A 23,584-nucleotide genomic window follows, 5' to 3' on the forward strand; every position below is an offset into this window, starting at 1 on the left:
ATTGAAAAGGCATGGTGGTCATCCTGTCGCCCTATCGGTCGAAAAAGAAAGACGAAGATAAGACCAAAGCACAGCTCATCGAAGAGCTGGAACAGCTCAGGGAGAGGATAAAAGAATTAAAAGACAGTGATAATGGCTCGGAACAAATATCGTCCGGGAATATTGCCGGCTACAATGACCAATCCCTTTTTAAGACCGTCATCGAGAACACGCCCATGGTCGCCATTCAGGGATATGATCGAGGCGGCGTGATCTACCACTGGAACCGGGCATCCGAATACATCTATGGCTATAGCGCCGAAGAAGCCATTGGAAAAAGGATCCAGGACCTCATCGTCATCGACGAGGATGTCGAGGCGTTCGAGCGAACGGTTAGGGATATCTCAGAAACCGGAAAGCCGACGCAATGCTCTTTATGGAAACTCAAGGCGAGGAACGGCGACATGGTCTGGACCTACTCGAGCATGTTCCCGGTCATAGAGCACGACAGGGTCGCCGAGATCTTCTGCATGGACGTGGACGTGACCCGCTCTAAAAAGATGGAAGAGTCGTTACGTGAGCAGGAAGAGCAACTGCGCACCCTGATCAATGCCATGCCGGACATCGTCTGCTTCAAGGATGGCGAAGGCCGGTGGCTCGAGGCGAACGCGTTCGACCTCCGCCTCTTCGATATCGAGAACGTCCCGTACAAGGGTAAAACGGATTCGGAGCTCGCCGAACATAGCGGCTTTTACCGGGACGCGTTCCTGATGTGCGAAGAGACCGATGAAAAGGCCTGGCGCGCCGGCGCCACGGGCCACGAGGAAGAGACCATCCCCAAGCCCGATGGTTCAGTGATGACGTTCGATACCATCAAAGTGCCCCTTTTTTATCCGGACGGCCGGCGCAAAGGGCTCGTGGTGATCGGCCGGGACATCACCGACCGTAAGCGGGCGGAAGAGCAGCTAAAAAGCGCCTACGAGGACCTGGAAAAAAGGGTCGAGGAGCGGACGGGCGAGCTGGCCCGGGCGAGAAATACGCTGAAAGCGATGCTGGATACGCTCCCGATCGGCATTGTCATGTCGGAAGCCGGGACGGAGAGAATAACGTACTTTTCGCCAGGCGCCTTAAAGATATTGGGCGGGCACATCATGGCCGCGTCACAGGATATGGAGCCAGGGCCATATGATTTTTTCGAGGTCGACGGCTCGCCGCTCCCGGTCGGCGAGCGGCCGCTACAGCGTTCGCTGCGCACCGGCGCATACGTACAGAACGTCGAGGTCATCGTGCGCCGAAAGGACGGTAGCACCGTAACGGCCCTCATCAGCAGCGCTCCCGTTAAAGATGCGAATGGGAACATCATCGCGGCCGTTTCGAGCATAAGCGACGTGACGGAGCTCAGGCGCGCGGACAAGGCCTTAAAGGAGAACGAAAGATTCCTGGAGAACGTCTTCGAGGGCATCCAGGACGGCATCAGCATCCTGGATAAGGACATGAACATACTGCGCGTGAACCACGCCATGAAAAAATGGTATCCGGACATGGTCCCCCTCGAAGGCAAGAAATGCTATCAGGCCTATCATAAGAGAACGATACATTGCGAAAAATGCCCGACGATAAAGGCCATTAAGACCAGGGCTCTCCAATCCGACGTAGTGCCGATCGCCCGCGAGGACGGCAGCACGGGATGGCTCGAGCTATATGCATTCCCGCTGACCGACCGGGCGGGGAACGTCACGAGCATCATCGAGCACGTCCGCGACATTACGTCCAGGAAGCAGGCGGAAGAGCAGCTGGTCGAGGCCAAGGCGCAGGCGGAGCTTTACCTGGACCTGATGGGCCACGATATCAATAATATGAACCAGATAGCCTTAGGCTTCCTGGAGCTCGCGCTCGGGACACTGGACCTGAATAAAGAGGAAAAGCAGCTGATATCCAAGCCCCTCGAAGCCATCGAGAGCAGCACCCGGCTCATCGATAACGTGAGAAAGCTTCAGAAGGTAAAGGAAGGCGGGCTTAAACTGCACGATATAGACGTCGGGGAGATGGTCCGGAAGATCATACCGAGATATTCGGATATCGTCGGCCGGGATATAACTATTGATTTTACAGCGGGCTGCGAATGTAATGTTAAGGCTAACGACCTGCTCGACGACGTCTACGCCAACGTCATCGGCAACGCCATCAAGCATTCCACGGGCCGCCTGGCCATCGACATACACCTGGACAGGGTGAAGATCGGCGAGAGGGACTATTGCATGGTGACCGTCGAGGACGACGGCCCGGGCATACCCGACGAGCGCAAAGCCCGGCTATTCTCCCGGTCCCTGAAGAGGACGAGCGGTAAAGGCCTGGGCCTGTACCTGATCAAAATGCTCGCCGAGGACTTTCACGGCAAAGTGTGGGTCGAGGACCGCGTGCCGGGGGATCATACGAAAGGCGCAAGGTTCATGATCATGCTGCCGGCTATTGAAAAGTAGCTTGCGCCCGGGCCCACGGCGAGGACAACTTTATAGTGCCCTAACATTTCAGACAGCTACGCTATTTGTCGATGACGGATCATCTATCCATACCTTTTTTTATATGAACACCGCCCGATCACGGATTAATCTGAAAGTTTTGGTTCTTGTGCGTTTTTGGGATGATATATTGCTTTGGCTGATGCCTTCGCTCGTTTTTATGTTATGCCGTCGTTGAGTATTCCAACCACAGGGGCACGGAGAGCGCTGAGTTTCACGGAGTTTTCTTATAAATGGAGACCCAGAGGCCACGGAGTACGGGTTTATAACATTCCCGGGGCACGGAGTTGAAAGAGGCACTGCCGAGGATAAACCGCATTATTGTTTATTGGTCAACCGAGCCTCAATAAACTCTGTGCCCCAGGCAAACTAATAAACCGGCCTCTGAGCTCTCTGAGTCTCAAATTATTAAAAAATAACTCTGTGTAACTCCCGTGCGCTCCGTGCCCCTGTGGTTGGACCACTCAACGACGGCATAACTAGAAAAGGATTAAAAAAAATATTCATCCCAAAACCGCGGAAGAATCAAAGTTTTTTAAAATACTAACATTTACTCAATAAACAACCGTTTTATTGGCTATTATAAACCAACAATTAAATAAAAGTATAATTATATAAATATCGCTTAGAGGTATATCTCAATGAGAGCAATAACCAAGATCGTAATAGCCTTATTAGCAGTATCGCTACTCGCTGCGGCCATTCCCCAGGTATCCGCCAGGTCCGACTCGACCAAATCGACCAGTTCATTGCCCCCATCATCTTCGGACTTATTTAATTTGAAAGGGCATAACTACCTGAATTATCATAAGCTGATACAGGAGCTCAATAAAATTGAAAGAAGTGTGATCAAGTACTATGAAAAACAAGGCGCTGTGGCAGCGACCGTGGGCTCGGTAGATAAGACCATAACGCGTAACCCTGACGGGACCTTTCATGTCACCCTATACGTGACAGTTCCCGCCGGCTTATACGCGAACGTCTACGACTACCTGACGAACCTCGTGCCCATCCCGGGAACGTTCACCCCGATACAGCCCAACGTCGTACGTGACAACTACGTAGAGTGGGATGGCTTACCGGCGGGGTCCTATGTGCTGCAGTTCGATGCGCGCCAGGTTCTCGGCGGATTCTACGGGGACCAGGTATTCGTCCATGCTTATGGTTTTGGCGCCCCCGGAGGGTTCATTTTCGGTGACCGGAGAGTAGGATTCTGGTTCGATATATGATTCCGCCGGGTGTGCAAATCGTCCTGGAGCCGTAATCACGGGGCTTATGCCGAAACATTAATTGGGTGAAAAGGATTTCACCCCCTTATTTCATCAATCCATACGTAATAAAATCGATTTATATCTGTAGCTATTATCCATATAGGTAAGTGACGATTTTTAATACAAACAATTGTTTAGTTAGACTTTTTACGCTTAATATCCAGATTAACCTTGGCCACTCTAACCAGTTCACTAATATGCATTTCAACAGGTGGTGTTATTGCATCCAGCCAGTGCGGCACGCTGATCAGGTATTCCATCGTCTTCGACAGCGGGACATCCTCGATGCGGAAGGGGATTATGATTACATCTTTAGACACCGCCCGGGATAGTTCCCTGACCACATGGGGCGAGTTGTTAGATTTAGATGAATAGACGACGACCATGATGCTGCTGCTATCTATAGCATCGATGATAGCTTCCTGGAAGATAGCGCCGGGAAGCACGTCCCGGGGGGCGATCCAGCATTTAATGCCTTCGGCTTCCAGGCCGGCGCAGATGGCATCCGCCGTGGGCTTATCATCGTGGGAGTAGCTAATGAAAACGTCGTGGCCGACTACCCTTGGCCCGGGTTCGGACGTGGCTTTTTGGGCATCCGGTATCGCCATAGCCCCGTTCATTTGCGCTTTGATAGCCGGTGCCTGCGCCTCTTGCGTTGGTTTTGACTCTACCTTCGATACCTTAAGAGCCCGGCGTTTTTTCAAATAATAATTTAATCCAAATACGATTGAGATTATAACGATAACGACGAGAAGGAAGCCTAGATAAATAATGTATCTTTGGTCTGTAACAGTCGTGTCTGCCCCGCCAAGCAAGCGTATGTTATCGACTGCGACAAGTGTACCGTGGGGGATCTCAAAAGCGGCACCACCTGCCAGATAAGGATTGTGCTCGTCCACATATGTCATTACAAGCTTTCCATCGAGCTGTACCTGTATCTCCGTTCCTCTGCCGGTTATTTCGATCTTATGCCATCCATCGGCTCCCGGAACACGGGCCTGCGTATAAGTCGGCTGCGTTAATGCTCCGTTCTTATTGATATCGATAGTCAGGTAATTTCCTGCCCGATTTACTTGAACAGAATAGTGGCGATTGGGCGGATATGAAGGCTCGTTTACATCACGGTAGTTAAAGCTGATCATGCCGCTATCCAGCTTGAAGTCTGCGGCGAAGGTGTAATTATCGAATTTTATGAGGCGAAGACGGAGGGGGTCAGGGTTCCAGATAACCCAATTCGTCTTTGCTTTATCCCCCGTATATTCGCCGACCAGATAGGTATTGTTTCCGTCGGTGGTAACGCGCCAGGCTTGCGTCAGTTCCCAGTTACTCGTGCCATGCTCGAACTCATCGGAAAATAGTACTTTATCGTAATACTGTGATAGATTCTCCTCGGCCATGCCCAGGGCAATTGAAGAAATGAAAATAATAGTTATGATAGCAGTTATTATAAGAATTCTTTTTAAGCCTATAGCTGTCACTAGCGCCCACCCAATATTATGAATTACTTTTTTATTGCTATTCAAGCATATAAAGGTTAAGCAATAAAAAAAATTGATGCGGGCTCCGGGCGTAATCCGGTAGTAAATAGTGTATGGTGACCGTCGAGCAAAAAGCCCGGCTATTCTCCCGGTCACTGAAGAGGACGAGAGGTAAAGGCCTGGGCCTGTACCTGATCATAATGCTCGCCAAGGACTTTCATGGAAAAATAAGTCATGATAATATCCTTTCGAAAGGGAAGCGCTAAACGATACTACGGCCGTACATATTAATCGGCCTTCGGTATCGTGATCACGACGCGAAGCCCTTTTTCGTATTCTCCGGGCACGCGGTCCTCGATCCATATTTTCCCGTGATATGAAGCTACCAGCGTCTTCACGAATCGTAGCCCGAACCCTATTCGAGTGAAATTATTCCCGGGCTTATTGATGTCCGACAACAGCGTCCTCTTTATCTCCCCGGATATCCCGGGGCCGTTATCCGCGAGTTCGACCCGGCAGTAGACCTGCCCGTTCTCTTGCGCTTCGGCCAGGTTAACGTTGATCGTCAATGGGCCACTAGAGTGCTTGATGGAATTTTCGATGACCCGGGAGTATGCGTCCTTTAACAGCTCGTTCGCCAGGACTGTGCACCCGGATCTCGGAGCAAAATTGATCCGTATATCTCTTTCCTTCTCTTTGGGAACTTCGGCGATCGTTTCGGCGAGTATGCTTGATATATCCATCTTTTTTACAGATATGTCCCCGGACACGACTCGCCTTAGCTTCCTGACGTCGTTTATCAGCCGTCCGCTATCCTTGATGATCTCGATGGGCTTGGCCAGCAGCTCCCTATTATACCCCCCGGGCGTCAGCTTTTCGAGCGCGAGCTCCAGGTATCCGAGCAAGGCGTGGTTCATATTGCCCATGTTATGGCTGATCAGGTCGATGAAAAACTCGGACTGCGCCCGCGATTCCCGGAGCGCGATCTCCGCCTTTTTCCTCTCGGTAATATCCTGAAGTACGCCTATGACCTTGACAGGACGGCCACTACCATCCTTTACTACTTCTGCCTCCAGGTGACAATAGATCTCCCTGCCGTCCGGGCGCATCATCCGGACATCGATCGTATACGAGCCCGTCTTCTCGATCCCTTCCTGGACGATACGCCTGACCCTTTCCCTTTCATAGGGCGGATAAATTAATTTGATAATATCATCCACCTTCGTCGGGACGGCCTCGATGCCGAGTATCTCGCCGATTTCGCCGCTGGATTCGATCATATCGGTCTTCAGGTCCCTGACCCAGCTGCCCATCCGCCCCACATGCTGTGCTTTCATGAGGTTATCCCGCGTTTCCTTCAGTGCCGTCTCCATCCTCTTACGCTCCGTGATGTCGACGAACGTCCCGGATACGCCGACCCGAAAGCCCTGAATGTCGAAAAACGGCGCCAGGCTCGCCAGGGTCCAGAGAACCCCGCCATCCGCCCGGTGAAACATGATGTCGATCTGATCCCTGCAGCCTTCCTTGCAGCGGGAGATCATATTTATAAAATTGTGCCAGTTATCCTCGTCCATAAACTTCAAGACGGTGCTGCCCAGGACCTTATCGATGGAGGTGCCGAGCATTTCGGCCATCCGGTAATTGATGTAGACCGTTTTGTAATTGCTGTCGATCACCCAGATGCCCTTATCCGTCGACTCGAGGATGCTCCGGTAATAGTCCCCCTTCTCGCGCAGCTCTTTGACCTCCCTCCGGAGCCGCTCCATGCCGGGGGCTTCATCGTACGCCTGGCTCATGTGATCTCCTGCACTATATTAAAAATAATATAAAATATTTCATATAATTATATTGTTGGCTGGAAGATTGTCGAAGTGCATATTTCTTTTCACGATGATTATTGTTAGTACCCCTCGAGCTTTGACTTGTGATACGCGAACATGGGTCGGTATCAGTATGAATAAAATGCTCGCCAAGGACTTTCACGTCATTAATGGCCCGACTGAACACAGGGATACGATTTTTAGATAGAGGCATCGGATCATGACAGATTTGATAAAATTCCCAGGAAAATGGGTATGTCCGTCCCTGCGTGGAACAATACAGGCCCTAACAGACTATCCGTTCTCCGCATAAGATATCCCAGCCCAAGGCCTAGTAAAAATGTAATAACGACAAAAGCGATGGTAAATGATGTGTATGCGATCGCTCCCCTGCCGGCTACCGTATGGCTCAACGAAAAGATCAACGCCTGCAATATATTAGAGACATTAGGCCCAAATACTGACCCATATTTCTTAAGGAAGAGCCCCCTATACAACAATTCTTCTCTTATCCCATTTGATATGACAATGATAAATATCCCGGGCATCCAGGGGAGCACTCTTTCGATGCTAAGGTTTTTCCCATTGAACATGTATGTGGCAATAGGGATAGACACGATCGCCAAAATTGAAAAGGCAATGATACCGATGATGATGCCCTGTTTGAGATCTCCTTTCTGCAGGAAGGTCGTGGACAGACGATCGCCGGAGACGAGGGTTAGTACAATGATAGGAATGACGACGAGCACCGTGCTCAAAAACATGCTCAGGACTAAACCGTTGATCGGCGTCGTCGGTATGTTGACATAAGCGCTCAGCGCCTGTACATTTATGGCAAAAGAGGCGACAAAAAAAGCGAAAAAAATTTTCCAATACTTTTTTAATCGCTCGACCTTTAACGAAACGATGGCCGACAGTATAAATATGGTCGAGAGCGCCAGGCGATAAATGAGGTCCCATTCCGGCGGAAATAATGAAAAGGGGAAGACGAGCAAACCAGACAGTGCAGGCAGGCTAATGCCACAGAATAAAAATAGCAGGAATAAAGCGAATAGGCGTATAGCCTCTGAAAGGCTTTTTTTACTCCAGCTCACGATAGTCTCCTTTAGATCATGCGTTTATTCTTTTGTATATATTGTACTCTAAGCATTTGCATGATAAGCATTTGCATGATCCATAGGTCCATATGATGATGCTTTAAATGTGCTCCGGACGCTCCGAGAGTTCTAGCTTGTGGTATGCAAAGAGCGCCTTGTCGATCTGCCTGAGCGAGTACTGGCCACATTGCTTTTGTATGTCCAGGATCGCCTTCCCAAATATGGAAAGCGCAAAGGCGATATTTAACGGTATAATAAAATGAACCAAGTGGTTTAAATAATTGAACCAATGATGGTTATATTGAGACATCATGAACGATCAAGTTCCGATAATAACTTTAATTGATGCGATCATAGCAAAAAATAGTTTCAAGATACTTAATATATTTCTTTTTAAGCCGGATGTGCAAATACACCAAAATGAAGTCATTCGTATGTCGGGGCTATCGAAAAATACGGTCATGAAACTGCTCGATCTCTTTACCAGGGAGGGCTTGCTAAAAGAATCCAGGAAGGGGAACTTGAAGTTATTCTCACTGGTGGAAGGGCACCCGGTCGTAAAACAATTAAAGATCCTGGTCAACGTATCGGAACTTAATGAAATACTTAAACGTTTTGCCGGTAAAGGCTTTGAGACCTATCTATTCGGTTCTGCGGCAAGGGGCGAAGATACCGAAAAGAGCGATATCGACCTTTTGATCATTGGTAAGATCTCAAACGATGATCTGGCGGACATTACGGCCGGGATCACGAATGCTATAAACAGGGAAGTAAATCCGATCATAAAGACCCCGTATGAATATTCAACCCTCTACAAGACCGATAAGGCATTTTTTGTGAACCTTGAAAGGGATAGAATAAGATTGACGTAGGCATGCGTATCATGGTAAATGATTTTATTGATTGTCTCAGGTCAGGTATGATAAAGAGTTATTCTGCCTCGAAGGAGGAGATTATCAAGGAACTCGGCCAGTCGGATAACGACCTGGTAAGGGCAAAAGAAACCATCAAGGCCGGGGATCATAAATGGTCCACTATCCAGGCGTATTATTCCATGTTCCACGCGGCGAGGGCGGTTTTGCTATCTACCGGCTACAGGGAGAAAAGCCATAAGTGCATGCTCTTTTTCCTTGAAAGTCTCGTCGACGAGGGGCGCCTGGAACCGCACTTTGCCAGGGAGTTCAGGTCGGCGATGTTCCTGCGGGAGGATGCGGATTATGAGGCCACGTACTCGGAGCAGAGTGCCCGCGACACTGTTGAGAACGCATCTTTGTTTATCGTAAGAATGAAAAATTTACTGTGATAAGTTTTTTTATAGAAAAAGGAGTTTAAACTCAGTCTTAGGGGGGCATATTGTAGTATAATTTTACGGCGTCCTGGATGTTTTTCATTAACTTATTCCAGGTTTTGGCCCAAGTGTGGATTGAAGTACCTACTCCCGACGCACACAGGTATCCATCGCTTTCGTAAATCTCGAACCTGACCTCGATCAAGCCGCTTGCCGCCTCTATCGTGTGGACCATTTGATGGTAACACCTCTGCTTTGAAATAATTATCCGCGCGTTGGTGTATATACTTATTTTCAATAAGTTGAGCTAAAGTAATTGTCTATAAAATATTTTAAAATTAAATATATTCAAATATGTTAATTGATTAATGTGTTAGCTGTGATATCGTGATCACTAACATTACCCCTTCCGGTGAACGGCTTTCCAACCCTGTCCTGGACAACATTTACAGTCGCCGCTCCGTGCGCAACTATTCCGATAAGGAAGTCCCCGATGAGGTCATCAAAGAGATCATCCGGGCGGGCACGTATGCCCCGACCGCCATGAACCAGCAGCCATGGCGGTTCGTGGTCGTGAAGAATAAGAAGCTCATCGAGGAGTACGACGAGAGGGCGAAGAAGCTGTTTGTCGAGGCGTTCAAGGATACGACGATACCGGCGATGGCCGCCTATGTGAGGAATCTGTCGAAGCCCCAGACCCGGCTGTTCTATGGGGCGCCCGTCCTCATCCTGGTATTCGCTACCCCTGATGTCGTCAATTATCATGACTGTGCCCTGGCGGCGGAGAATATGATGATAGCGGCCTATTCGTTAGGGATCGGCAGCTGCTGGATCGGGCTGGCGCTGCATCTCGGGTGGGATGCGGAGTTTCTGAGGGGAGTAGGTGTTCCGGAGGGGCATAAGCTTGTCGCGCCACTTATATTCGGGTACCCGGTGAAGGGGGAGATCAAGGCGCCTGCGCGCAACGCTGACGTCATATTGAAATGGATAAGCCAGGAAAGCTATGAAAAATACTAAGGTAATGGAACGATTACAATAATTATCTGTGGAATAGTTAATGTTCCTGATGATAAATATCGGTATTGCTGAAGTAGCGCTCATTATAATTTGCACTCTTATATTTTGGGGTATTGCATTCCTTATATCTTATTATAAGTCGCCGTATGCAATGTCGATACATTCGGCACCATTAATTTATTTACCAAGAACTGATGACATAAGCCGTATCTATGATAATATAAAGCCTGATGATCATAGATCCAGGGCTATTTTGTGTCTAATCACATCATCGGAGCTAACCTTTACTCTGTTACTTGCATTAATAGCATGTTTACTGTGGATTAATGTTAAAAGTGTAGGACAAGAAGTATTGAACATATATTGCTTTTTTTTATTAATTGTTGCCATATTAAATGGTGTTTTTACAATGGTTTTAATAGAAAAATTGGTTGAACGGGGCATTATTGTTTCGATAGAACCTTGATTATTTTATATTATGTAAGTATGGACATCGATTTGTATCCTGGCTGCGGAGAACATGATGCTCGCGGCCCATTCGACGGATGTTGGAAGTAGTAAATGCACGAGTTTTACTTTCGAGAATAGCCGAATATCCTATCGTAATCCGTATGAGACATGAAATCGACGATAACCACTATGATATTATCGCCATATCTCTCAATAAAATAGATCAATCGCCATGCACCGGGGAGATTAAAAATTAACAGGTTATCCATGTGGTATTTATCGATATATGCTTTTGGCATTCGCTTTTTTTGTATACGATTTCCACAAAACGGATCAAGCTTTAGCTTATCGAATGCTTTATCTAAATGTACGAAGAGCCTTTTATCTTCGGTTGTTCCGGTCCTGAGCCCGTTTATTTTTTCCAGGACCGATCGCTCGGCACCCTTAACCTTTATTTCCATAAACGCTTACGCTATTAAAAAGTAATTAGTATTAAAATTTTGCAATAAAGTCAAAACGAAGTTCGTTTTGGTTATCGGATGGTCAGGTCATCCCTTAAGAGATATTCTTTAACGATCTTTGGATTCCAGATCCAGATGACGTAGCCCTTACTATCCCTGGCGATCTTGCCGGATTCAAGGAGGTAGTCGAAGGCATTGCAAAAAGTCTGGTACATCATTTTTTTCGGCAGGTGCTCCCATAATGCCCTTTTCTTATAATTGCCACTATGCTCTTTGATAAAGTCCTCGATCATCCGGATCGTGTCGAGCTTGGGCTGAAAACCGACTGCCTTTGACTCAGTTCCTTCTTGTTTATCGGGAATATCTAACATGCCCTATACCTGATTTGTTATATTAGTTTATATAACAAATTGCTATTTAATGCTTTTGGCACTTTTTCTATGCCGTCTCGCATATCGGTTTCACCACGGAGCGCACAGAGCTTTTTCAAATGCCCTTCGGGATAGGTCGTCGTTGAGGTACGAGGATGCTGAGGCACAGAGGCGACCAATATGGCATTCTGGCGGTAAATGATATTTGGGTTTACGTGGGGTACGGCTGTTCTGTGTCGCGTCCGGCCTCATCCTGGTGTTCCCATGCAAGGCAGTCGTCGGGGAATACGAGTGGGACCTGGTGGCGGAGAACACGATGATCGCTGGTCATGAGTTGGGGATTGGGAGCTGCTGGATTGGGGTGGAGATGAGGGGCGGCGAGAATGAGGAGTCTCAGAAGGAGGCGAGGGTGCTGGAACATTATTTTTGAAAGGTTGTGCATGCGATAGTATCCGATATGCTCAAATCCCAACAGTTAAATAGGTCCTAAAATTTGAAGAAAATAGTTTATACTTCTTGTTCTTTCTTCTGGTTCAAATACAAGGCAATTGCTCCAGCTGCGATACCTAAAGCAATACCAAAAATAGCTGCCTCTAATAGCTCTTCTCCATCGCTTTTCTTTGCTTCTTTTTTAGAGGCCATACCTTTACACCTTCAGAGACAATAATGTATTACGGTAAATTGTTTATGGTCTTTATCAGTCAATTGCAAATCCGATTATAACCTTATTAACTTATCTATTAAATAAGTAATGTATAAATCCTAAACGCTTGCAAAAGAATAAACTATTTGGCTTTTTCCCGACTCTTATATAATTGTTTAGCGTATTGCCGTGTACGATGGCCGCTTCGGAACTTATCACTATCTGGAGCAACATACCCTAACATGCGGAAATCTTCAGGCCTTGCGCCATATTTAAGCCAATCAATCGCTTTTTCGACTGGTTCATGAGGATTAACCCAGATGATTACTTTTAATTCTTCAGACATTGTGGACGCCCTTTTAAAGTGCCCTCGGGCTCGCTCATCAAGGGAAATAATGATATTATCCGTTACAAGGGCGGCTTCAACCAGGTGCATGTCTTTCATTATGACTACTAAGATGGTCGGATCCTTTTTAGCAGCGATTGACGATCGTATCTTATTACGAATATCGTCGTTTGTCTCGATGGCTTTCCGGAGTAGTCGGCCCTTATCGGCCATGGCCTTCATCCATGATACGGCAAAACGGCCTTTATGTCTTTTCCATTCATCCCATAATTGTTCTGACATAACGACATGGTATTTATGGGTGTAGACAGTATTTAGTACGTCTCGGCAGACCTTCGAATCGGAAGCGTGCCCTACGCAGGCATCGATCACAAGCTTTGTTGGCGGCATTTTAATCCACCGGGTGTAGCTCGGAAGCATCCAGATATCGACTATCCGCCTCGAGCTCGATCTCTGCGAAGTCGATAGGGCATTCGCCAAATGAGCCCCGTTTATCAAAACTCGTACTTATAACATCCGTTACACCATCATCGTTTCTCGAGAACCAATGCAATTTTACATTATCAGTCGTGATTTTACCTTCGGCGATATATGTCTGGATACCAGTTAGAAGTAACATGCTATGGGTTTCTATGACAACTTTTACTCCACGGTTTGCGGTTTCAACCAACATCTCGGCCAGCTTATACTGAGCCCGGGGATGGAGATGTATCTCCGGCTGCTCGATATAAACGATTTGGTCTCTTTTAGCCACAAGTAAAGCGACTAATACGGGAAGTACTTGCGATACGCCGAAGCCGACGTCGGCAATATTTACCATATCCTCGGGATCGCTCGTCTTTTTCGGCAGGCGATGCAGCAATATCTCGACTTGCGTATCGTTGATCTGCTTTGCGTCGATCTTCCATGTGAGACCTAAGGTCTTTAGCCAATTCCCAAGCTTGTTCAATGCAGGGTTGTTCGTAACTTTCCAGTGATTGATGATACTGGCAACGTAATTATCCAGGGTCCCGGGAAACTGAGGGCCGACTGCGGTCGTTTTATAAACTCTTTGCGGATTTCCACGTAGAGTGGGCACATGGATAATGCCAAGGATATGATTTTCAACCCGACTTAAGTCCTCGAAACCCGGGATAGGTAATACGGATGGAGAGATAATCGCCTTACCATACGCACCCGTAACACTAAAAACAACGTTTAGCATACACCTTTTTCGTAATATTTTTAATCCTATGTTCAAGTTATCGGTATCTATACCATTATCAGATAGGCGTTTATTATCGAGGATAAAGCTGTTCAGGCTTTTTCTAAAAGACTCATATTGATCATTGAAAAACCAATATTTTTTTATAAGGTCCTTTTCGTCCATGCCAGGTTTTAGCCTTACATTGCTCTTTTTACTGGTAAAAGAAGCCTCGACGAGCTCGACCGGCTTATTCTTTCCACGCTTAAATGTCTCTCGAATGGACTTTTCCCCGTCCACCTCAATCGTAATGGAGAATTTATCGGCAACTTCGTTGCCGATTTTGGATAAAAATTCCTTAGCAGAATAATACCGGACATGGGGCCCGTCGATCAGGAGGTCGCCGGGATCATACGATTCTTCCATGGTTTGTTTCATCATCAGGAGCGGCTGGAAGATGCTCGATTTGCCCGAGCTATTGGACCCGGAGAGAATTGTCAGAGGATATATGGATATTGATTTTTCATCGTAGATAGATTTGAAGCCGGCTACGGATATTTTGCTTATGCCTTTGACTTCATAGGAAGATGATCTTTTATTTCTTGCTTCAGCTATAGAAACCACCCCATAATCGTATGTTGTATAATCGATTACTATAATGTAACTTTCGCTTATATTACCGATGATATTGGTATCAAGCAGATGTCCATTAAGTGCAACGACATGGAGCACCAGTGCTCATCCAGGTGTTCGCCGTGCCAGGGGATCGTTGAGGAATATGATTGTGCCCTGGCGGCGGAGAACATGATGCTCGCAGCCCATTCATTATAGGTCGATAGACGCTGGATAGAACTTGCGAAGCATTTGTAATCAAAATGCATATTGTTTATGATATTATAGCTAATATATTCCCGAGTAATAGATTGGATTAGTTATGTAAGTAATATCGTGGAATATCATGTCCGGCGGTGGAGATCGAATCCATGATCAAGTATCTGCTATACGGGAATTATCTCCTGATATTATTGCATTTCAAGAGGTAACAGCACTTACATTGTCCAAATACATAGAAGAATTATCGAAAATTGGTTTCACTCATTTTATCGATAGCTTCCAATTTGTAAAATATTCATCTAGATTAAAAGGTCCTAGAAGATATGGAGAACTTGTTGCAAGCAGATGGCCTATTATGGAATTTCCGGGATTTTTAAAGGTACCATGGCAGGAAAAAGTACTCTCATGCCTGATAGAAAGCCCGGAAGGTACCATTGAGCTACATACAGCTCATGTTCCCAACGGTAGTACTAACGATTGGATAAAGATCCGGACTCTGGAAGGTATCTACAAAGGCCTGGCCTGTCAGTCACATAACCACAGGATATTGTGTGGTGACTTTAATACACCTCAAAAAGAGCTTCCTGATGGTAAGATCATTACCTGGGGCCAATATGAAAAGGCAAATGGCGATTATGCGCTATGCAAATATTGGGGAAAGAGATGGGATAAAGGAGAACGCAATGTGCTCGAAGGATTAGCCCAATTTGACCTCGCTGACGTGTACAGGAAATTAAATGGTTATGTAACTCGTGATTTTAGCTGGTATACTAAAAGAAGGGGAAAGAGGATTGGGAGAAGATTCGATCATGTTTTTGCTTCATCTTCACTAAAGGTAAAGGAATGTCGTTATTTACATGAGTTGAGAAGAAAAGGGCTCAGCGACCATTCACCAATTGAAGTTACTTTTCAATAATATAACTAATTCTTCATGCCTTGTCGGCGAAGAACATGATGTTAGTTGCTCATGAGTTGGGGATTGGGAGTATCTTTACCATGGAATGAGATATGTAATTTAAATTAAAGTTTTAATTTTCCAATAAGTATTGTACAATTATGGCTATCATATTTAATTTAGAATCGCAAATACTGTTATCGATTATATATGAATCAAAACAGTGAAATTGAGGAATTAAAAGATATTGGATTTATAGAAATTGGTAGCTGGGAATTAAATAATGATGGTTATGGTATTCATATTGAGAAGGCAAACGATTACCACAGTCTAACAAAAAATAGGGGAATTTATTCTTTTGTTGTAGAGAAAAATGATACTTCTATTTCTTATAAAATTAAATATTTTGGAACATCTGAAGTTCACGATGGTAATATACATTATAGACTGTCAAAATATCATACCTCAAATAAAAGTCCAAAATGTAAGAAAGAAAAAATAATTGAAAGGTTAAAAGCAGGAGATAAGGTAAAAATATTTGTATTTGCCCCTAGCGATGAATTACAAAACAATTTTCAATATAAAACATTGAATGTTGATTTAGTCAGGGGTTTAGAATACAGCCTAATTGATAAGTTTAAAACTTCTAAGAAAATTAATGGGTGGAATAAACGATATTAGGTTATTCAAGCCCTTTTAATATAGTTTGTTTTAATGAATCTCTGTATTTCTTAATTCTTTTTTCTGCAACTGCAATATAATCTTTATCGATGTCATATCCTACGAAATGACGGTTTACTTGTAATGCTGCGATGGCTGTTGTTCCACTGCCCATAAATGGATCTAAAATTATATCATCTTCGAATGTATATAGCTTGATGCACCGTAGTGGTAATTCAATCGGATATGGAGCCGGATGGCCGATCTTTGTTGCTGATTCTGATTTGAATGACCATATGCTCTTAGTATATTCTAGGAATTCTTCTTTGGTAATTGATGATTTTTTATTACAATCGTTATTTCTTGAGAATGATTGTTTAGAGAATATCATAATGTATTCGTGTACATCTCGAAGCGTTGGATTTGAGGCCGATTGGAAGCTACCCCATGCTGTTGATCCACCTGCACTCGATGCTTTATTCCATATTATTTCCCCACGCATTAAAAACCCAATATCGAGCATATCCTTGATGATAAAAGAATGCAAAGGCAAGTAAGGTTTTCTTCCTAGATTCGCTACATTTAGACATACTCTCCCACCAGGAACTAAAACCCTATAAACATCTCTCCATACGTTTGCTAAAAAATCCAGGTATTCTTTAAGTGATAGGTTCTCATCATACTCTTTTCCCACATTGTATGGTGGTGATGTAACCATTAGATGAACGCTATTATCCGGTAATTCCTCCATGTGTTCACTAGATTTACAAAAAATTTTATCTAAATTATTACTTGGAATAGCATATTCAGTAAAATCAATGGTTTTATCTATTTTATAATCGCTATATAACCGGCTATTATAGAATATTGATGAATCATGATTTTCTCTTCCGGACGATCCAAAAGAACTTGTTTTTGTGCCACCGGTTTTTGATTTCATTGCCTATCCACCATTAATTAATTGTAGGAATCTTTCAGCCTTTAGTCTATAAGTAATTTCGCTATCAGCAAGTTCTATCATTCTACCTAGGTCTTCTTTTGACTTCCATCCTGCAAAGAAAGTGCTATTATTATTCAATAGAGCAGCAATATTATTTCTGAGTTCTGTGATTGAACTAATTGTCTTAAATCCAAATCCATCTGTATTGTGAATATAATTACCATTGTCAAGCGGATGTGGATTTAATGACCAAAATCCTTGGATAATACCATAACTTTTTAAGTTATCAACTTTGGTTTTATAACTTTCTTGTATTGGGGTATTTCCTAGGATAATTATAGGTATAATAGATGCTCTTCCACTTGCAGTTCTTATACCAACACTTTTGCCTATCGCTTTTAACATGGTATCTGATCTCAATAATCCAGGTGTCCCTATATGTGAATTATAATCACCTAAACACTGTAATTGGTACGTTGTGCCATTTTGCATGCATTGCCAATTCCATACAATTGACATCTTTACTTCAAATATGGCAATAATATTTTCTGGCCTTTGTCTAGTATTTGAATTTCTACATATGGCTACATCGGCTGGAGAATCATTTGATAACCCAACTTCATCACATATTACATTATTAACAGCATAAAATCCAAGTTCCCTGGCAATAGGTTCAATTAAGTCTTTTGACCATTTTTCAGTATATTCACCAATACGACCATTACGGCTCTGAAGTGTAGTTTTAGTTCCCCGATAATTTTTCGGCCAATAGGCAAGATATCTGCCATCATTTGTAAGATAGAATAATTTTCCTTTCGGTGCGACACTCAATGAGGTATTAAAAAAATTAACTTCATCTTCTTTTGCCCATACGCCATCGGTAATAGTCATTTTACCCATTATGTGATATTATTATGGATAAAGCTTTGTAAACGAATGGTTTATATAAAAATTTATAAAATTTCTAATCTGCAGATATCGCTGCAGAATTACGAGATAATTCTACTGCTTGTTCAGCAGTTTTTAATTCAGCTACTAATTTACTTTTTTCGATTTCTAGCCTATCATTTAAAAATTTAAACCTTAGATCGCACTCATTTAGTACATCGCTCCATTTTTTAACATAAATTTTTACATTATCTACTTTGTAAACAAGGCCCGGTTCTCCAAGTTTTTCGTTATTTGTTAGTTCATCTTCAATAAAATGTGAGGTATTATATTTATTACCCACTAATATATACTCCCATTTATAATTATCAGCATTAAATCTGTCAATCTCACGGATAATGCGCATATAATCCCTGACTTGATACAGCTGATTTCTCCCAAGTCTTATATTTGGATGCTTTAACTCCACAATAATATTTTTTACATGTCCATTATTTTTTTCTTGTCTGCATATAAAAATATCAACTTGTTTCAACTTATCTGGATGGTCTAATGGTACTCCCTCATAATCCTCTTGATCTTTTTCTGTAAGTATGTGAATGTGTTCTTTTAACGCTTTTTCAAAATTATCTTCTGCAGCGGCAACTAAATTATATTGTTCACCAAAAATCCAATAATGATTTTGTACTATTTCTTGGAGATGATTTACCTCATCAGCGTATAAATCATGGTTAAATACAACCTGACTTAAAAGCTCTAAAGCTTGTAACCGATCTTTTATTAGTTTAATAGTTTTTACAATATTTGATAGAGAAGCATGTTGTAGAATCTCTTTTAATTGTGTTCGCTCTTTCGAATCCAGCTTTACTACTTCATCTATGATATCAAGAATTTCATCACGCTCATCAGAAATTAATAACACATTTAATAAACCAATAAATGTCTTTTTTTGTTCATATTTTAAATTTTTAAAAATTTTCGGTTCAGTTACATAAACCTCTTTTACTATAGCTTCTAAGTGTTCAATTTGGAGCAATTCAAAATCAGATTTGTTAGATTTATCGATTATATCCTTATCTAACGATGTAACAAAACTTTCGGCTTGCTCGATAATTAAGGGTTTTCTTTGTCTTCTTAAATATTTTGATAATTCATTCTGTAATAGTTTAAACTCTTCGTCTGCTATTGAATGTACACCTAATGACTTTTGATGTATATCACCATTATCAAAATTAAAATTTAAGAAGTAATCACTTGATATAAACACACTGTGATAAAAATTATCTCCTTTATTATTAAACTTAGTATTTTCTTTATAAATCTCATTGCCGTTATTATCTAAATAATAAAACTTCGAATATTCTAAATTAAGTTGATAATTCCATCGTATGTATTGTATATTAAATACAGTAGAAGACAACTCATGTTTGATTTCAAATTGTTGCTTATCAACTAATATATCTGAATAATTTAAACCTTCGCCATTAATAACTAGCCGATATTTAGATTTATTTAATTCTAAGAACCAGCAGAATTCCTTTTTAAGATAATTAAGCATCAATTTTTCAGCTTCTCTTGCATTTTTAAAAATCGAAAATCTGTTAAAGTCGGAAAAGGTAATAGTTGTACCTGTATGATCGATAGTTACTATCGGTTTATTCTCAGCAGAATAAGTATCTAATTTATGTGATGTTATTTCTATATCATATTTATAATTTATATTATTATCATTATATGTAGTAGACCAATTTGCTTTATTAGCAAAAGTAAAAAATGTTAACCTACCAACACCACGAAACCCATGTATTTTCGAGTTGGTTCTTAATATCTCTTCTTCTCTTAATTTTTCCGAGTCATAAAAGGGCCTAAACTTATTTTCTAATTCATTATAATTAATACCAGTACCATTATCCGATATAATTAATTTTTTTAGACTTCCACCTGAACTAAATTCGTACTCTATTTTGATATGAGTCGCTTTTGCATCAAACCCATTCCAAACGTATTCGGAAATAGCTTTAAAAAAGCGTTTATCATTATATTTTAATTTAGTTAACGCAGATTTAATACCTTTTGTAGTTATTTTAACTTCACTTACCGTATTAATACCTCGCGCAAGCGCTTAATCATTAATTAATAAATTATTGTTTACTTATTAATCAAATACTAATCTATAAAGATTACTAACATGCATTCAGAAAGTATTAGCAAATAATTGAACAAGTAATTCTATATTACGTTGGTATTTTTTAAAATTTAAAAAATAATAAGCCATAACAAATGATAGGATATTGAATACCTATAAGTGTATATGAGGACTATTAGGTTGTAAATACCTAGTCAGCCCGTACAATTAATCTAATTTACTAATAAACTCATATTTTATTTCTAATAACCCACCCACGCCTTTCTCCCTGCGTAACATATTTATACTAACATTCCATTTATAGCACCCAACCAACGTAAGTGTACAGTATGAGTGTCAACGAAGGCAGGACGCTCCTGAGCTTACTCATCCCATCGTCGCTGACCGAAGAAAGCCCGGACCTACGCATAAAAACGTACAAAGTCGGGCAAGTCGCTCGGGCAGCATCGATCTTCAGGGTCGACGAAATAGTAATATATAAGACCCCGATCCGGGACGACAGCAAGTTCATCAGCACAGTCTTGCGTTACGCGGAAACCCCGCAATATCTCCGCAAGGAGATATTCCCTATGCAAGACGACCTACGCCACATAGGCGTAATCCCACCTTTGAGAACACCCGCTCATACCGTCACTGAGAATGAGGAATACCGCGAAGGTATTGTGACCAAAGTCGGGTCTGATGGAAACGCATGGGTCGATGTCGGAAGCGACAGCCCAGCTATGCTCCGGGACGCCAAAAACGTCCGCAAGGGGCAGCGCGTGACAGTCAGGATCTATTCGCGAAGACCATTAACGGTCCATCTCGTGAAGAGGAGCGATGTACCCCTTTACTGGGGCTACGACGTGCGTATCGTCAATACGCTCCATGATGCGCTCGAGACCGAAGGCTTAAGGATCGCAACATCACGGCTGGGGGAACCCCTCGCCTGTGAGAAGCTGTCCGAGATAAAAAGCAACACCAGGGATAAGGTCTGCGTCGCATTTGGAAGTCCCTCTATGGGACTGGAGCAGCTCCTGCACGATGAAGGCCACAAACTTGAGGATCATTCCGATTGCGTGGTGAACTCCATACCACACCAGGGCACTGCAACAGTGCGTTCGGAAGAAGCCGTGTACATAACACTCGGCCTTTTGAACTTGATCTGGTAGAATCTGGTTGGCGTTACAGCGCAAGTATCAGAACGATACCTGGCGATTGACAAAGCCAGAGCCTAATCCCAAATTTGTCAAAGCAATGGAGGAAAAAGAACATGAGTCACCCACACGCACCAAGGCGAGGATCCCTCGCGTACAGCCCGAGGGTGAGGGCCCGCAGCCAGAAGCCCAAGTACAGAAGCTGGGCCGAGCTCGGCGATCAGCCGAAGCTGCAAAGTCTGGTTGGATTCAAGGCAGGAATGTCGCATGTCGTCATGGTCGACGACAGGCCGCACAGCACCACCGAAGGCATGGAGATCTCCATACCGGTGACCATCATCGAGACCCCGGCGATGAACGTGGCGGGCATCCGCGCATACGACGACGGCCCGTACGGAAAGCACGTCCTCGCAGAGGCCTGGGTCAACGACGCCAAGGACCTGGCAAAGCTGTTCAGGCTCCCGAAGAGCGTCGACACCGACGCCCAGCTGGCAAAAGTTGCCGGCCTCGTCAAGGATGGTAAGGTCGCCGAGCTCAGGTTACTCACGTATGTGAAGACCGAGGAAGTCTCGGGCATACCCAAGAAGGTACCGGAACTATTGGAGAACCGTGTTGCCGGCGGCAGCATGGACAAGAGATTCGAGTTCGCAAAGTCGCTACTCGGCAAGCAGGTCAAGCCCAACGACATCTTCGTCCCCGGCGAGCTTGTTGACGTTTCGGCGATCACCAAGGGTAAGGGAACCCAGGGCCCCGTCAAGAGATGGGGTATCGCCATACAGAAGCGCAAGCACGCCCGCACCGGAAAGAAGAGGCACGTCGGCAACTTAGGCCCCTGGAACCCGCACCGCGTCAGGTGGCAGGTGCCCCAGCTCGGCCAGACCGGCTACCATCAGAGGACCGAGTACAACAAGCGCATCATCAAGCTCGGCGAGAAGGCCGAGGAAGTCACCCCCGAGGGAGGCTTTTTACACTACGGCGTTCTCCGGAACCCGTACATCGTCGTAAAGGGCTCAATTCCCGGACCCGTCAAGAGAATGGTCAGGGTCAGGCCGGCCGTGAGGCCCAAGAACATGCCCAAGCAGGCGCCTGAAGTCACCCACATCTCGAAGCAGTCCAAGCAGGGATCCTCAAGGAGGGCATAAAAATGGAAGCTAATATTTTAGATAAGAGCGGGAAGAAGGCCTCGACCATGGAAGTACCCGAGGTCTTCAACGAGCCGTTCAGGCCGGACGTCATCAAGAAGGCCGTCCTGGCGGCACAGGCCAACAGGCTCCAGCCCTACGGCCCGGACAGGACCGCGGGCACGCTGACCTCGGCACACTCCTGGGGCAGCGGCAGGGGCGCGGCACACGTGCCCAGGCTCACCAACGGCTCCAGGGCCGCGAGGGTCACGCAGGCCAAGGGTGGCCGCAGCGCCCACGCGCCCAACCCGAACAAGGATTACTCCGAGAAGATCAACGACAAGGAACGCATCTTAGCGATCCGCTCGGCAGCGGCCGCGACCATGAACAAGGAGCTCGTCAAGGCGAGGGGCTACAAGTTCGAGGGCGAGCTTCCGCTGATCGTCAGCGACGACATCGAGTCCTTCACGAAGACGAAGGAAGTCGTCGAGCTACTCACCGCCATCGGCTTAGAGGCAGACCTGGAACGCGCCAAGATCAAGCAGGTCCGCGGAGGCCGCGGCAAGATGAGGGGCCGCCAGTACAAGAAGAAGGTCGGCGTCCTCATCGTGGTCGGCGAGGACAAGGGCATCGTCATGGCCGCGAGGAACATCCCCGGCTGCGACGTCGTCACGCTGGACGAGGTCAACACCGAGCTGCTGGCACCCGGCACCCAGGCGGGAAGATTAACCGTCTGGAGCGAGAGCGCGCTCAAGATGATGGAGGGCGAGCAGTAATGGCAGCAGACGTCATAAAATACCCGTTCATCACTGAAAAGGCCACGTTATCGATGGAAAAGAACAACACCCTCCAGTTCATGGTGGGCAGGCAGGCACGCAAGGAGCAGATCAGCGCGGCCGTTGAGGACATGTACAACGTCAAGGTCGTCAAGGTCACCACGCTGATCACTTCGAGGGGCGAAAAGAAGGCCCTCGTGACGCTGGCACCCGAGAACTCGGCTGAGGAAATAGCGAGCCGGCTAGGCATCTTCTAAGGAGGACC

Annotated in this window: 24 protein-coding genes and 1 pseudogene; 13 read left to right on the forward strand and 12 right to left on the reverse strand. The window is 44.8% G+C overall.

Going from position 1 to position 23,584, the window contains the following annotated elements; translation table 11 throughout:
- Nucleotides 1-11: 11 nt before the first annotated feature.
- Nucleotides 12-2,459 carry a PAS domain S-box protein gene (locus MCP_RS11130; protein ID WP_128567185.1) on the forward strand — a complete coding sequence of 816 codons (2,448 nt, stop codon included), beginning with the start codon at nucleotides 12-14 and terminating at the stop codon, nucleotides 2,457-2,459.
- A gap of 680 nt (nucleotides 2,460-3,139) precedes the next feature.
- Nucleotides 3,140-3,727 carry a hypothetical protein gene (locus tag MCP_RS11135; RefSeq protein ID WP_012900946.1) on the forward strand — a complete coding sequence of 196 codons (588 nt, stop codon included), beginning with the start codon at nucleotides 3,140-3,142 and terminating at the stop codon, nucleotides 3,725-3,727.
- A 176-nt stretch (nucleotides 3,728-3,903) separates the two neighbouring features.
- On the opposite strand, the gene MCP_RS11140 is transcribed toward MCP_RS11135, so the two are convergent.
- Nucleotides 3,904-5,247, reverse strand: coding sequence for a TIR domain-containing protein (locus MCP_RS11140; protein WP_012900947.1), 1,344 nt, complete (start codon nucleotides 5,245-5,247; stop codon nucleotides 3,904-3,906).
- A 113-nt stretch (nucleotides 5,248-5,360) separates the two neighbouring features.
- On the opposite strand from MCP_RS11140, the gene MCP_RS15740 reads away from it, so the two are divergent.
- Nucleotides 5,361-5,513, forward strand: a complete 153-nt coding sequence (locus MCP_RS15740) for a hypothetical protein (protein WP_158301488.1) — start codon at nucleotides 5,361-5,363, stop codon at nucleotides 5,511-5,513.
- A gap of 21 nt (nucleotides 5,514-5,534) precedes the next feature.
- Here MCP_RS15740 and MCP_RS11145 read toward each other — a convergent pair whose 3' ends face one another.
- Entirely contained in the window at nucleotides 5,535-7,043 is a 1,509-nt protein-coding gene (locus MCP_RS11145; RefSeq protein WP_012900948.1) for a PAS domain-containing sensor histidine kinase, read from the reverse strand.
- Between the two features lie 242 nt (nucleotides 7,044-7,285).
- Nucleotides 7,286-8,161, reverse strand: a complete 876-nt coding sequence (locus MCP_RS11150) for a CPBP family intramembrane glutamic endopeptidase (protein ID WP_012900949.1) — start codon at nucleotides 8,159-8,161, stop codon at nucleotides 7,286-7,288.
- Between the two features lie 314 nt (nucleotides 8,162-8,475).
- Between MCP_RS11150 and MCP_RS11160 the strand changes: the two genes are divergently transcribed.
- The 3 genes from MCP_RS11160 (at nucleotide 8,476) to MCP_RS11175 (ending at nucleotide 10,469) form a co-directional block, all read left to right on the forward strand.
- Nucleotides 8,476-9,036, forward strand: a complete 561-nt coding sequence (locus MCP_RS11160) for a nucleotidyltransferase domain-containing protein (protein WP_012900950.1) — start codon at nucleotides 8,476-8,478, stop codon at nucleotides 9,034-9,036.
- A gap of 47 nt (nucleotides 9,037-9,083) precedes the next feature.
- A complete protein-coding gene (locus tag MCP_RS11165; protein ID WP_158301489.1) occupies nucleotides 9,084-9,467 on the forward strand; it encodes a HEPN domain-containing protein in 384 nt (127 codons plus the stop codon).
- Nucleotides 9,468-9,839: 372 nt separating this feature from the next.
- Nucleotides 9,840-10,469, forward strand: a complete 630-nt coding sequence (locus MCP_RS11175) for a nitroreductase family protein (protein WP_012900953.1) — start codon at nucleotides 9,840-9,842, stop codon at nucleotides 10,467-10,469.
- A 572-nt stretch (nucleotides 10,470-11,041) separates the two neighbouring features.
- Here MCP_RS11175 and MCP_RS11180 read toward each other — a convergent pair.
- Both MCP_RS11180 and MCP_RS11185 read right to left on the reverse strand, forming a co-directional pair.
- The gene (locus MCP_RS11180) at nucleotides 11,042-11,380 is read right to left on the reverse strand and encodes a hypothetical protein (RefSeq protein ID WP_012900955.1); all 339 of its coding nucleotides are present in this window, start codon (nucleotides 11,378-11,380) and stop codon (nucleotides 11,042-11,044) included.
- 71 nt (nucleotides 11,381-11,451) lie between these two features.
- A complete protein-coding gene (locus MCP_RS11185) occupies nucleotides 11,452-11,751 on the reverse strand; it encodes a hypothetical protein (protein ID WP_012900956.1) in 300 nt (99 codons plus the stop codon).
- A 205-nt stretch (nucleotides 11,752-11,956) separates the two neighbouring features.
- Here MCP_RS11185 and MCP_RS11190 point away from each other — a divergent pair, with 205 nt between their 5' ends.
- Nucleotides 11,957-12,181 (forward strand): hypothetical protein, encoded by a 225-nt coding sequence (locus MCP_RS11190; protein ID WP_012900957.1) that lies wholly within the window; start codon nucleotides 11,957-11,959, stop codon nucleotides 12,179-12,181.
- 77 nt (nucleotides 12,182-12,258) lie between these two features.
- Here MCP_RS11190 and MCP_RS16185 read toward each other — a convergent pair whose 3' ends face one another.
- From MCP_RS16185 to MCP_RS11200, 3 genes are all read right to left on the reverse strand, one after another.
- The gene (locus tag MCP_RS16185) at nucleotides 12,259-12,393 is read right to left on the reverse strand and encodes a hypothetical protein (RefSeq protein ID WP_269445984.1); all 135 of its coding nucleotides are present in this window, start codon (nucleotides 12,391-12,393) and stop codon (nucleotides 12,259-12,261) included.
- Nucleotides 12,394-12,536: 143 nt separating this feature from the next.
- The gene (locus MCP_RS11195; protein ID WP_012900958.1) at nucleotides 12,537-13,130 is read right to left on the reverse strand and encodes a hypothetical protein; all 594 of its coding nucleotides are present in this window, start codon (nucleotides 13,128-13,130) and stop codon (nucleotides 12,537-12,539) included.
- Nucleotide 13,131: 1 nt separating this feature from the next.
- Nucleotides 13,132-14,655 (reverse strand): AAA family ATPase, encoded by a 1,524-nt coding sequence (locus MCP_RS11200; RefSeq protein ID WP_197525917.1) that lies wholly within the window; start codon nucleotides 14,653-14,655, stop codon nucleotides 13,132-13,134.
- Between the two features lie 223 nt (nucleotides 14,656-14,878).
- Here MCP_RS11200 and MCP_RS11205 point away from each other — a divergent pair, with 223 nt between their 5' ends.
- Both MCP_RS11205 and MCP_RS11210 read left to right on the forward strand, forming a co-directional pair.
- Nucleotides 14,879-15,673, forward strand: a complete 795-nt coding sequence (locus tag MCP_RS11205; protein ID WP_331369602.1) for an endonuclease/exonuclease/phosphatase family protein — start codon at nucleotides 14,879-14,881, stop codon at nucleotides 15,671-15,673.
- 189 nt (nucleotides 15,674-15,862) lie between these two features.
- Nucleotides 15,863-16,333 (forward strand): hypothetical protein, encoded by a 471-nt coding sequence (locus MCP_RS11210; RefSeq protein WP_012900961.1) that lies wholly within the window; start codon nucleotides 15,863-15,865, stop codon nucleotides 16,331-16,333.
- A 1-nt stretch (nucleotide 16,334) separates the two neighbouring features.
- On the opposite strand, the gene MCP_RS11215 is transcribed toward MCP_RS11210, so the two are convergent.
- The 4 genes and pseudogenes from MCP_RS11215 to MCP_RS16255 all read right to left on the reverse strand — a co-directional run.
- Entirely contained in the window at nucleotides 16,335-17,252 is a 918-nt protein-coding gene (locus MCP_RS11215; RefSeq protein WP_012900962.1) for a DNA-methyltransferase, read from the reverse strand.
- Nucleotides 17,253-17,255: 3 nt separating this feature from the next.
- Nucleotides 17,256-18,143 (reverse strand): hypothetical protein, encoded by an 888-nt coding sequence (locus MCP_RS11220; RefSeq protein WP_128860045.1) that lies wholly within the window; start codon nucleotides 18,141-18,143, stop codon nucleotides 17,256-17,258.
- A 73-nt stretch (nucleotides 18,144-18,216) separates the two neighbouring features.
- Entirely contained in the window at nucleotides 18,217-19,698 is a 1,482-nt protein-coding gene (locus MCP_RS11225; protein ID WP_231845073.1) for a hypothetical protein, read from the reverse strand.
- A 132-nt stretch (nucleotides 19,699-19,830) separates the two neighbouring features.
- A pseudogene (locus MCP_RS16255) lies at nucleotides 19,831-20,247 on the reverse strand (ATP-binding protein); the annotation flags it as partial.
- A gap of 368 nt (nucleotides 20,248-20,615) precedes the next feature.
- Here MCP_RS16255 and MCP_RS11230 point away from each other — a divergent pair.
- From MCP_RS11230 to MCP_RS11245, 4 genes are all read left to right on the forward strand, one after another.
- The gene (locus MCP_RS11230; RefSeq protein WP_128567189.1) at nucleotides 20,616-21,437 is read left to right on the forward strand and encodes a putative RNA uridine N3 methyltransferase; all 822 of its coding nucleotides are present in this window, start codon (nucleotides 20,616-20,618) and stop codon (nucleotides 21,435-21,437) included.
- A 101-nt stretch (nucleotides 21,438-21,538) separates the two neighbouring features.
- Nucleotides 21,539-22,564, forward strand: coding sequence for a 50S ribosomal protein L3 (locus MCP_RS11235; protein ID WP_012900966.1), 1,026 nt, complete (start codon nucleotides 21,539-21,541; stop codon nucleotides 22,562-22,564).
- Between the two features lie 2 nt (nucleotides 22,565-22,566).
- Complete coding sequence (gene rpl4p / locus MCP_RS11240; RefSeq protein WP_012900967.1) at nucleotides 22,567-23,319, forward strand: 50S ribosomal protein L4; 753 nt, start codon at nucleotides 22,567-22,569, stop codon at nucleotides 23,317-23,319.
- A complete protein-coding gene (locus MCP_RS11245; protein ID WP_012900968.1) occupies nucleotides 23,319-23,576 on the forward strand; it encodes a 50S ribosomal protein L23 in 258 nt (85 codons plus the stop codon). The genes rpl4p and MCP_RS11245 overlap by 1 nt, the downstream gene beginning before the upstream one ends.
- Nucleotides 23,577-23,584: the final 8 nt, after the last annotated feature.

Source organism: Methanocella paludicola SANAE (assembly GCF_000011005.1).
Classification (GTDB): domain Archaea; phylum Halobacteriota; class Methanocellia; order Methanocellales; family Methanocellaceae; genus Methanocella; species Methanocella paludicola.

What these genes read in the sequence shown, in the direction of transcription:
- MCP_RS11130 (WP_128567185.1), top strand. Translation starts at nt 12, where the DNA reads ATGGTGGTCATCCTGTCGCCCTATCGGTCGAAAAAGAAAGACGAAGAT.
- MCP_RS11135 (WP_012900946.1), top strand. Translation starts at nt 3,140, where the DNA reads ATGAGAGCAATAACCAAGATCGTAATAGCCTTATTAGCAGTATCGCTA.
- MCP_RS15740 (WP_158301488.1), top strand. Translation starts at nt 5,361, where the DNA reads ATGGTGACCGTCGAGCAAAAAGCCCGGCTATTCTCCCGGTCACTGAAG.
- MCP_RS11145 (WP_012900948.1), bottom strand. Translation starts at nt 7,043, where the DNA reads ATGAGCCAGGCGTACGATGAAGCCCCCGGCATGGAGCGGCTCCGGAGG.
- MCP_RS11160 (WP_012900950.1), top strand. Translation starts at nt 8,476, where the DNA reads ATGAACGATCAAGTTCCGATAATAACTTTAATTGATGCGATCATAGCA.
- MCP_RS11165 (WP_158301489.1), top strand. Translation starts at nt 9,084, where the DNA reads ATGATAAAGAGTTATTCTGCCTCGAAGGAGGAGATTATCAAGGAACTC.
- MCP_RS11180 (WP_012900955.1), bottom strand. Translation starts at nt 11,380, where the DNA reads ATGGAAATAAAGGTTAAGGGTGCCGAGCGATCGGTCCTGGAAAAAATA.
- MCP_RS11185 (WP_012900956.1), bottom strand. Translation starts at nt 11,751, where the DNA reads ATGTTAGATATTCCCGATAAACAAGAAGGAACTGAGTCAAAGGCAGTC.
- MCP_RS16185 (WP_269445984.1), bottom strand. Translation starts at nt 12,393, where the DNA reads ATGGCCTCTAAAAAAGAAGCAAAGAAAAGCGATGGAGAAGAGCTATTA.
- MCP_RS11195 (WP_012900958.1), bottom strand. Translation starts at nt 13,130, where the DNA reads ATGCCGCCAACAAAGCTTGTGATCGATGCCTGCGTAGGGCACGCTTCC.
- MCP_RS11210 (WP_012900961.1), top strand. Translation starts at nt 15,863, where the DNA reads ATGAATCAAAACAGTGAAATTGAGGAATTAAAAGATATTGGATTTATA.
- MCP_RS11215 (WP_012900962.1), bottom strand. Translation starts at nt 17,252, where the DNA reads ATGAAATCAAAAACCGGTGGCACAAAAACAAGTTCTTTTGGATCGTCC.
- MCP_RS11220 (WP_128860045.1), bottom strand. Translation starts at nt 18,143, where the DNA reads ATGACTATTACCGATGGCGTATGGGCAAAAGAAGATGAAGTTAATTTT.
- MCP_RS11225 (WP_231845073.1), bottom strand. Translation starts at nt 19,698, where the DNA reads ATGCTTAATTATCTTAAAAAGGAATTCTGCTGGTTCTTAGAATTAAAT.
- MCP_RS11230 (WP_128567189.1), top strand. Translation starts at nt 20,616, where the DNA reads ATGAGTGTCAACGAAGGCAGGACGCTCCTGAGCTTACTCATCCCATCG.
- MCP_RS11235 (WP_012900966.1), top strand. Translation starts at nt 21,539, where the DNA reads ATGAGTCACCCACACGCACCAAGGCGAGGATCCCTCGCGTACAGCCCG.
- rpl4p (WP_012900967.1), top strand. Translation starts at nt 22,567, where the DNA reads ATGGAAGCTAATATTTTAGATAAGAGCGGGAAGAAGGCCTCGACCATG.
- MCP_RS11245 (WP_012900968.1), top strand. Translation starts at nt 23,319, where the DNA reads ATGGCAGCAGACGTCATAAAATACCCGTTCATCACTGAAAAGGCCACG.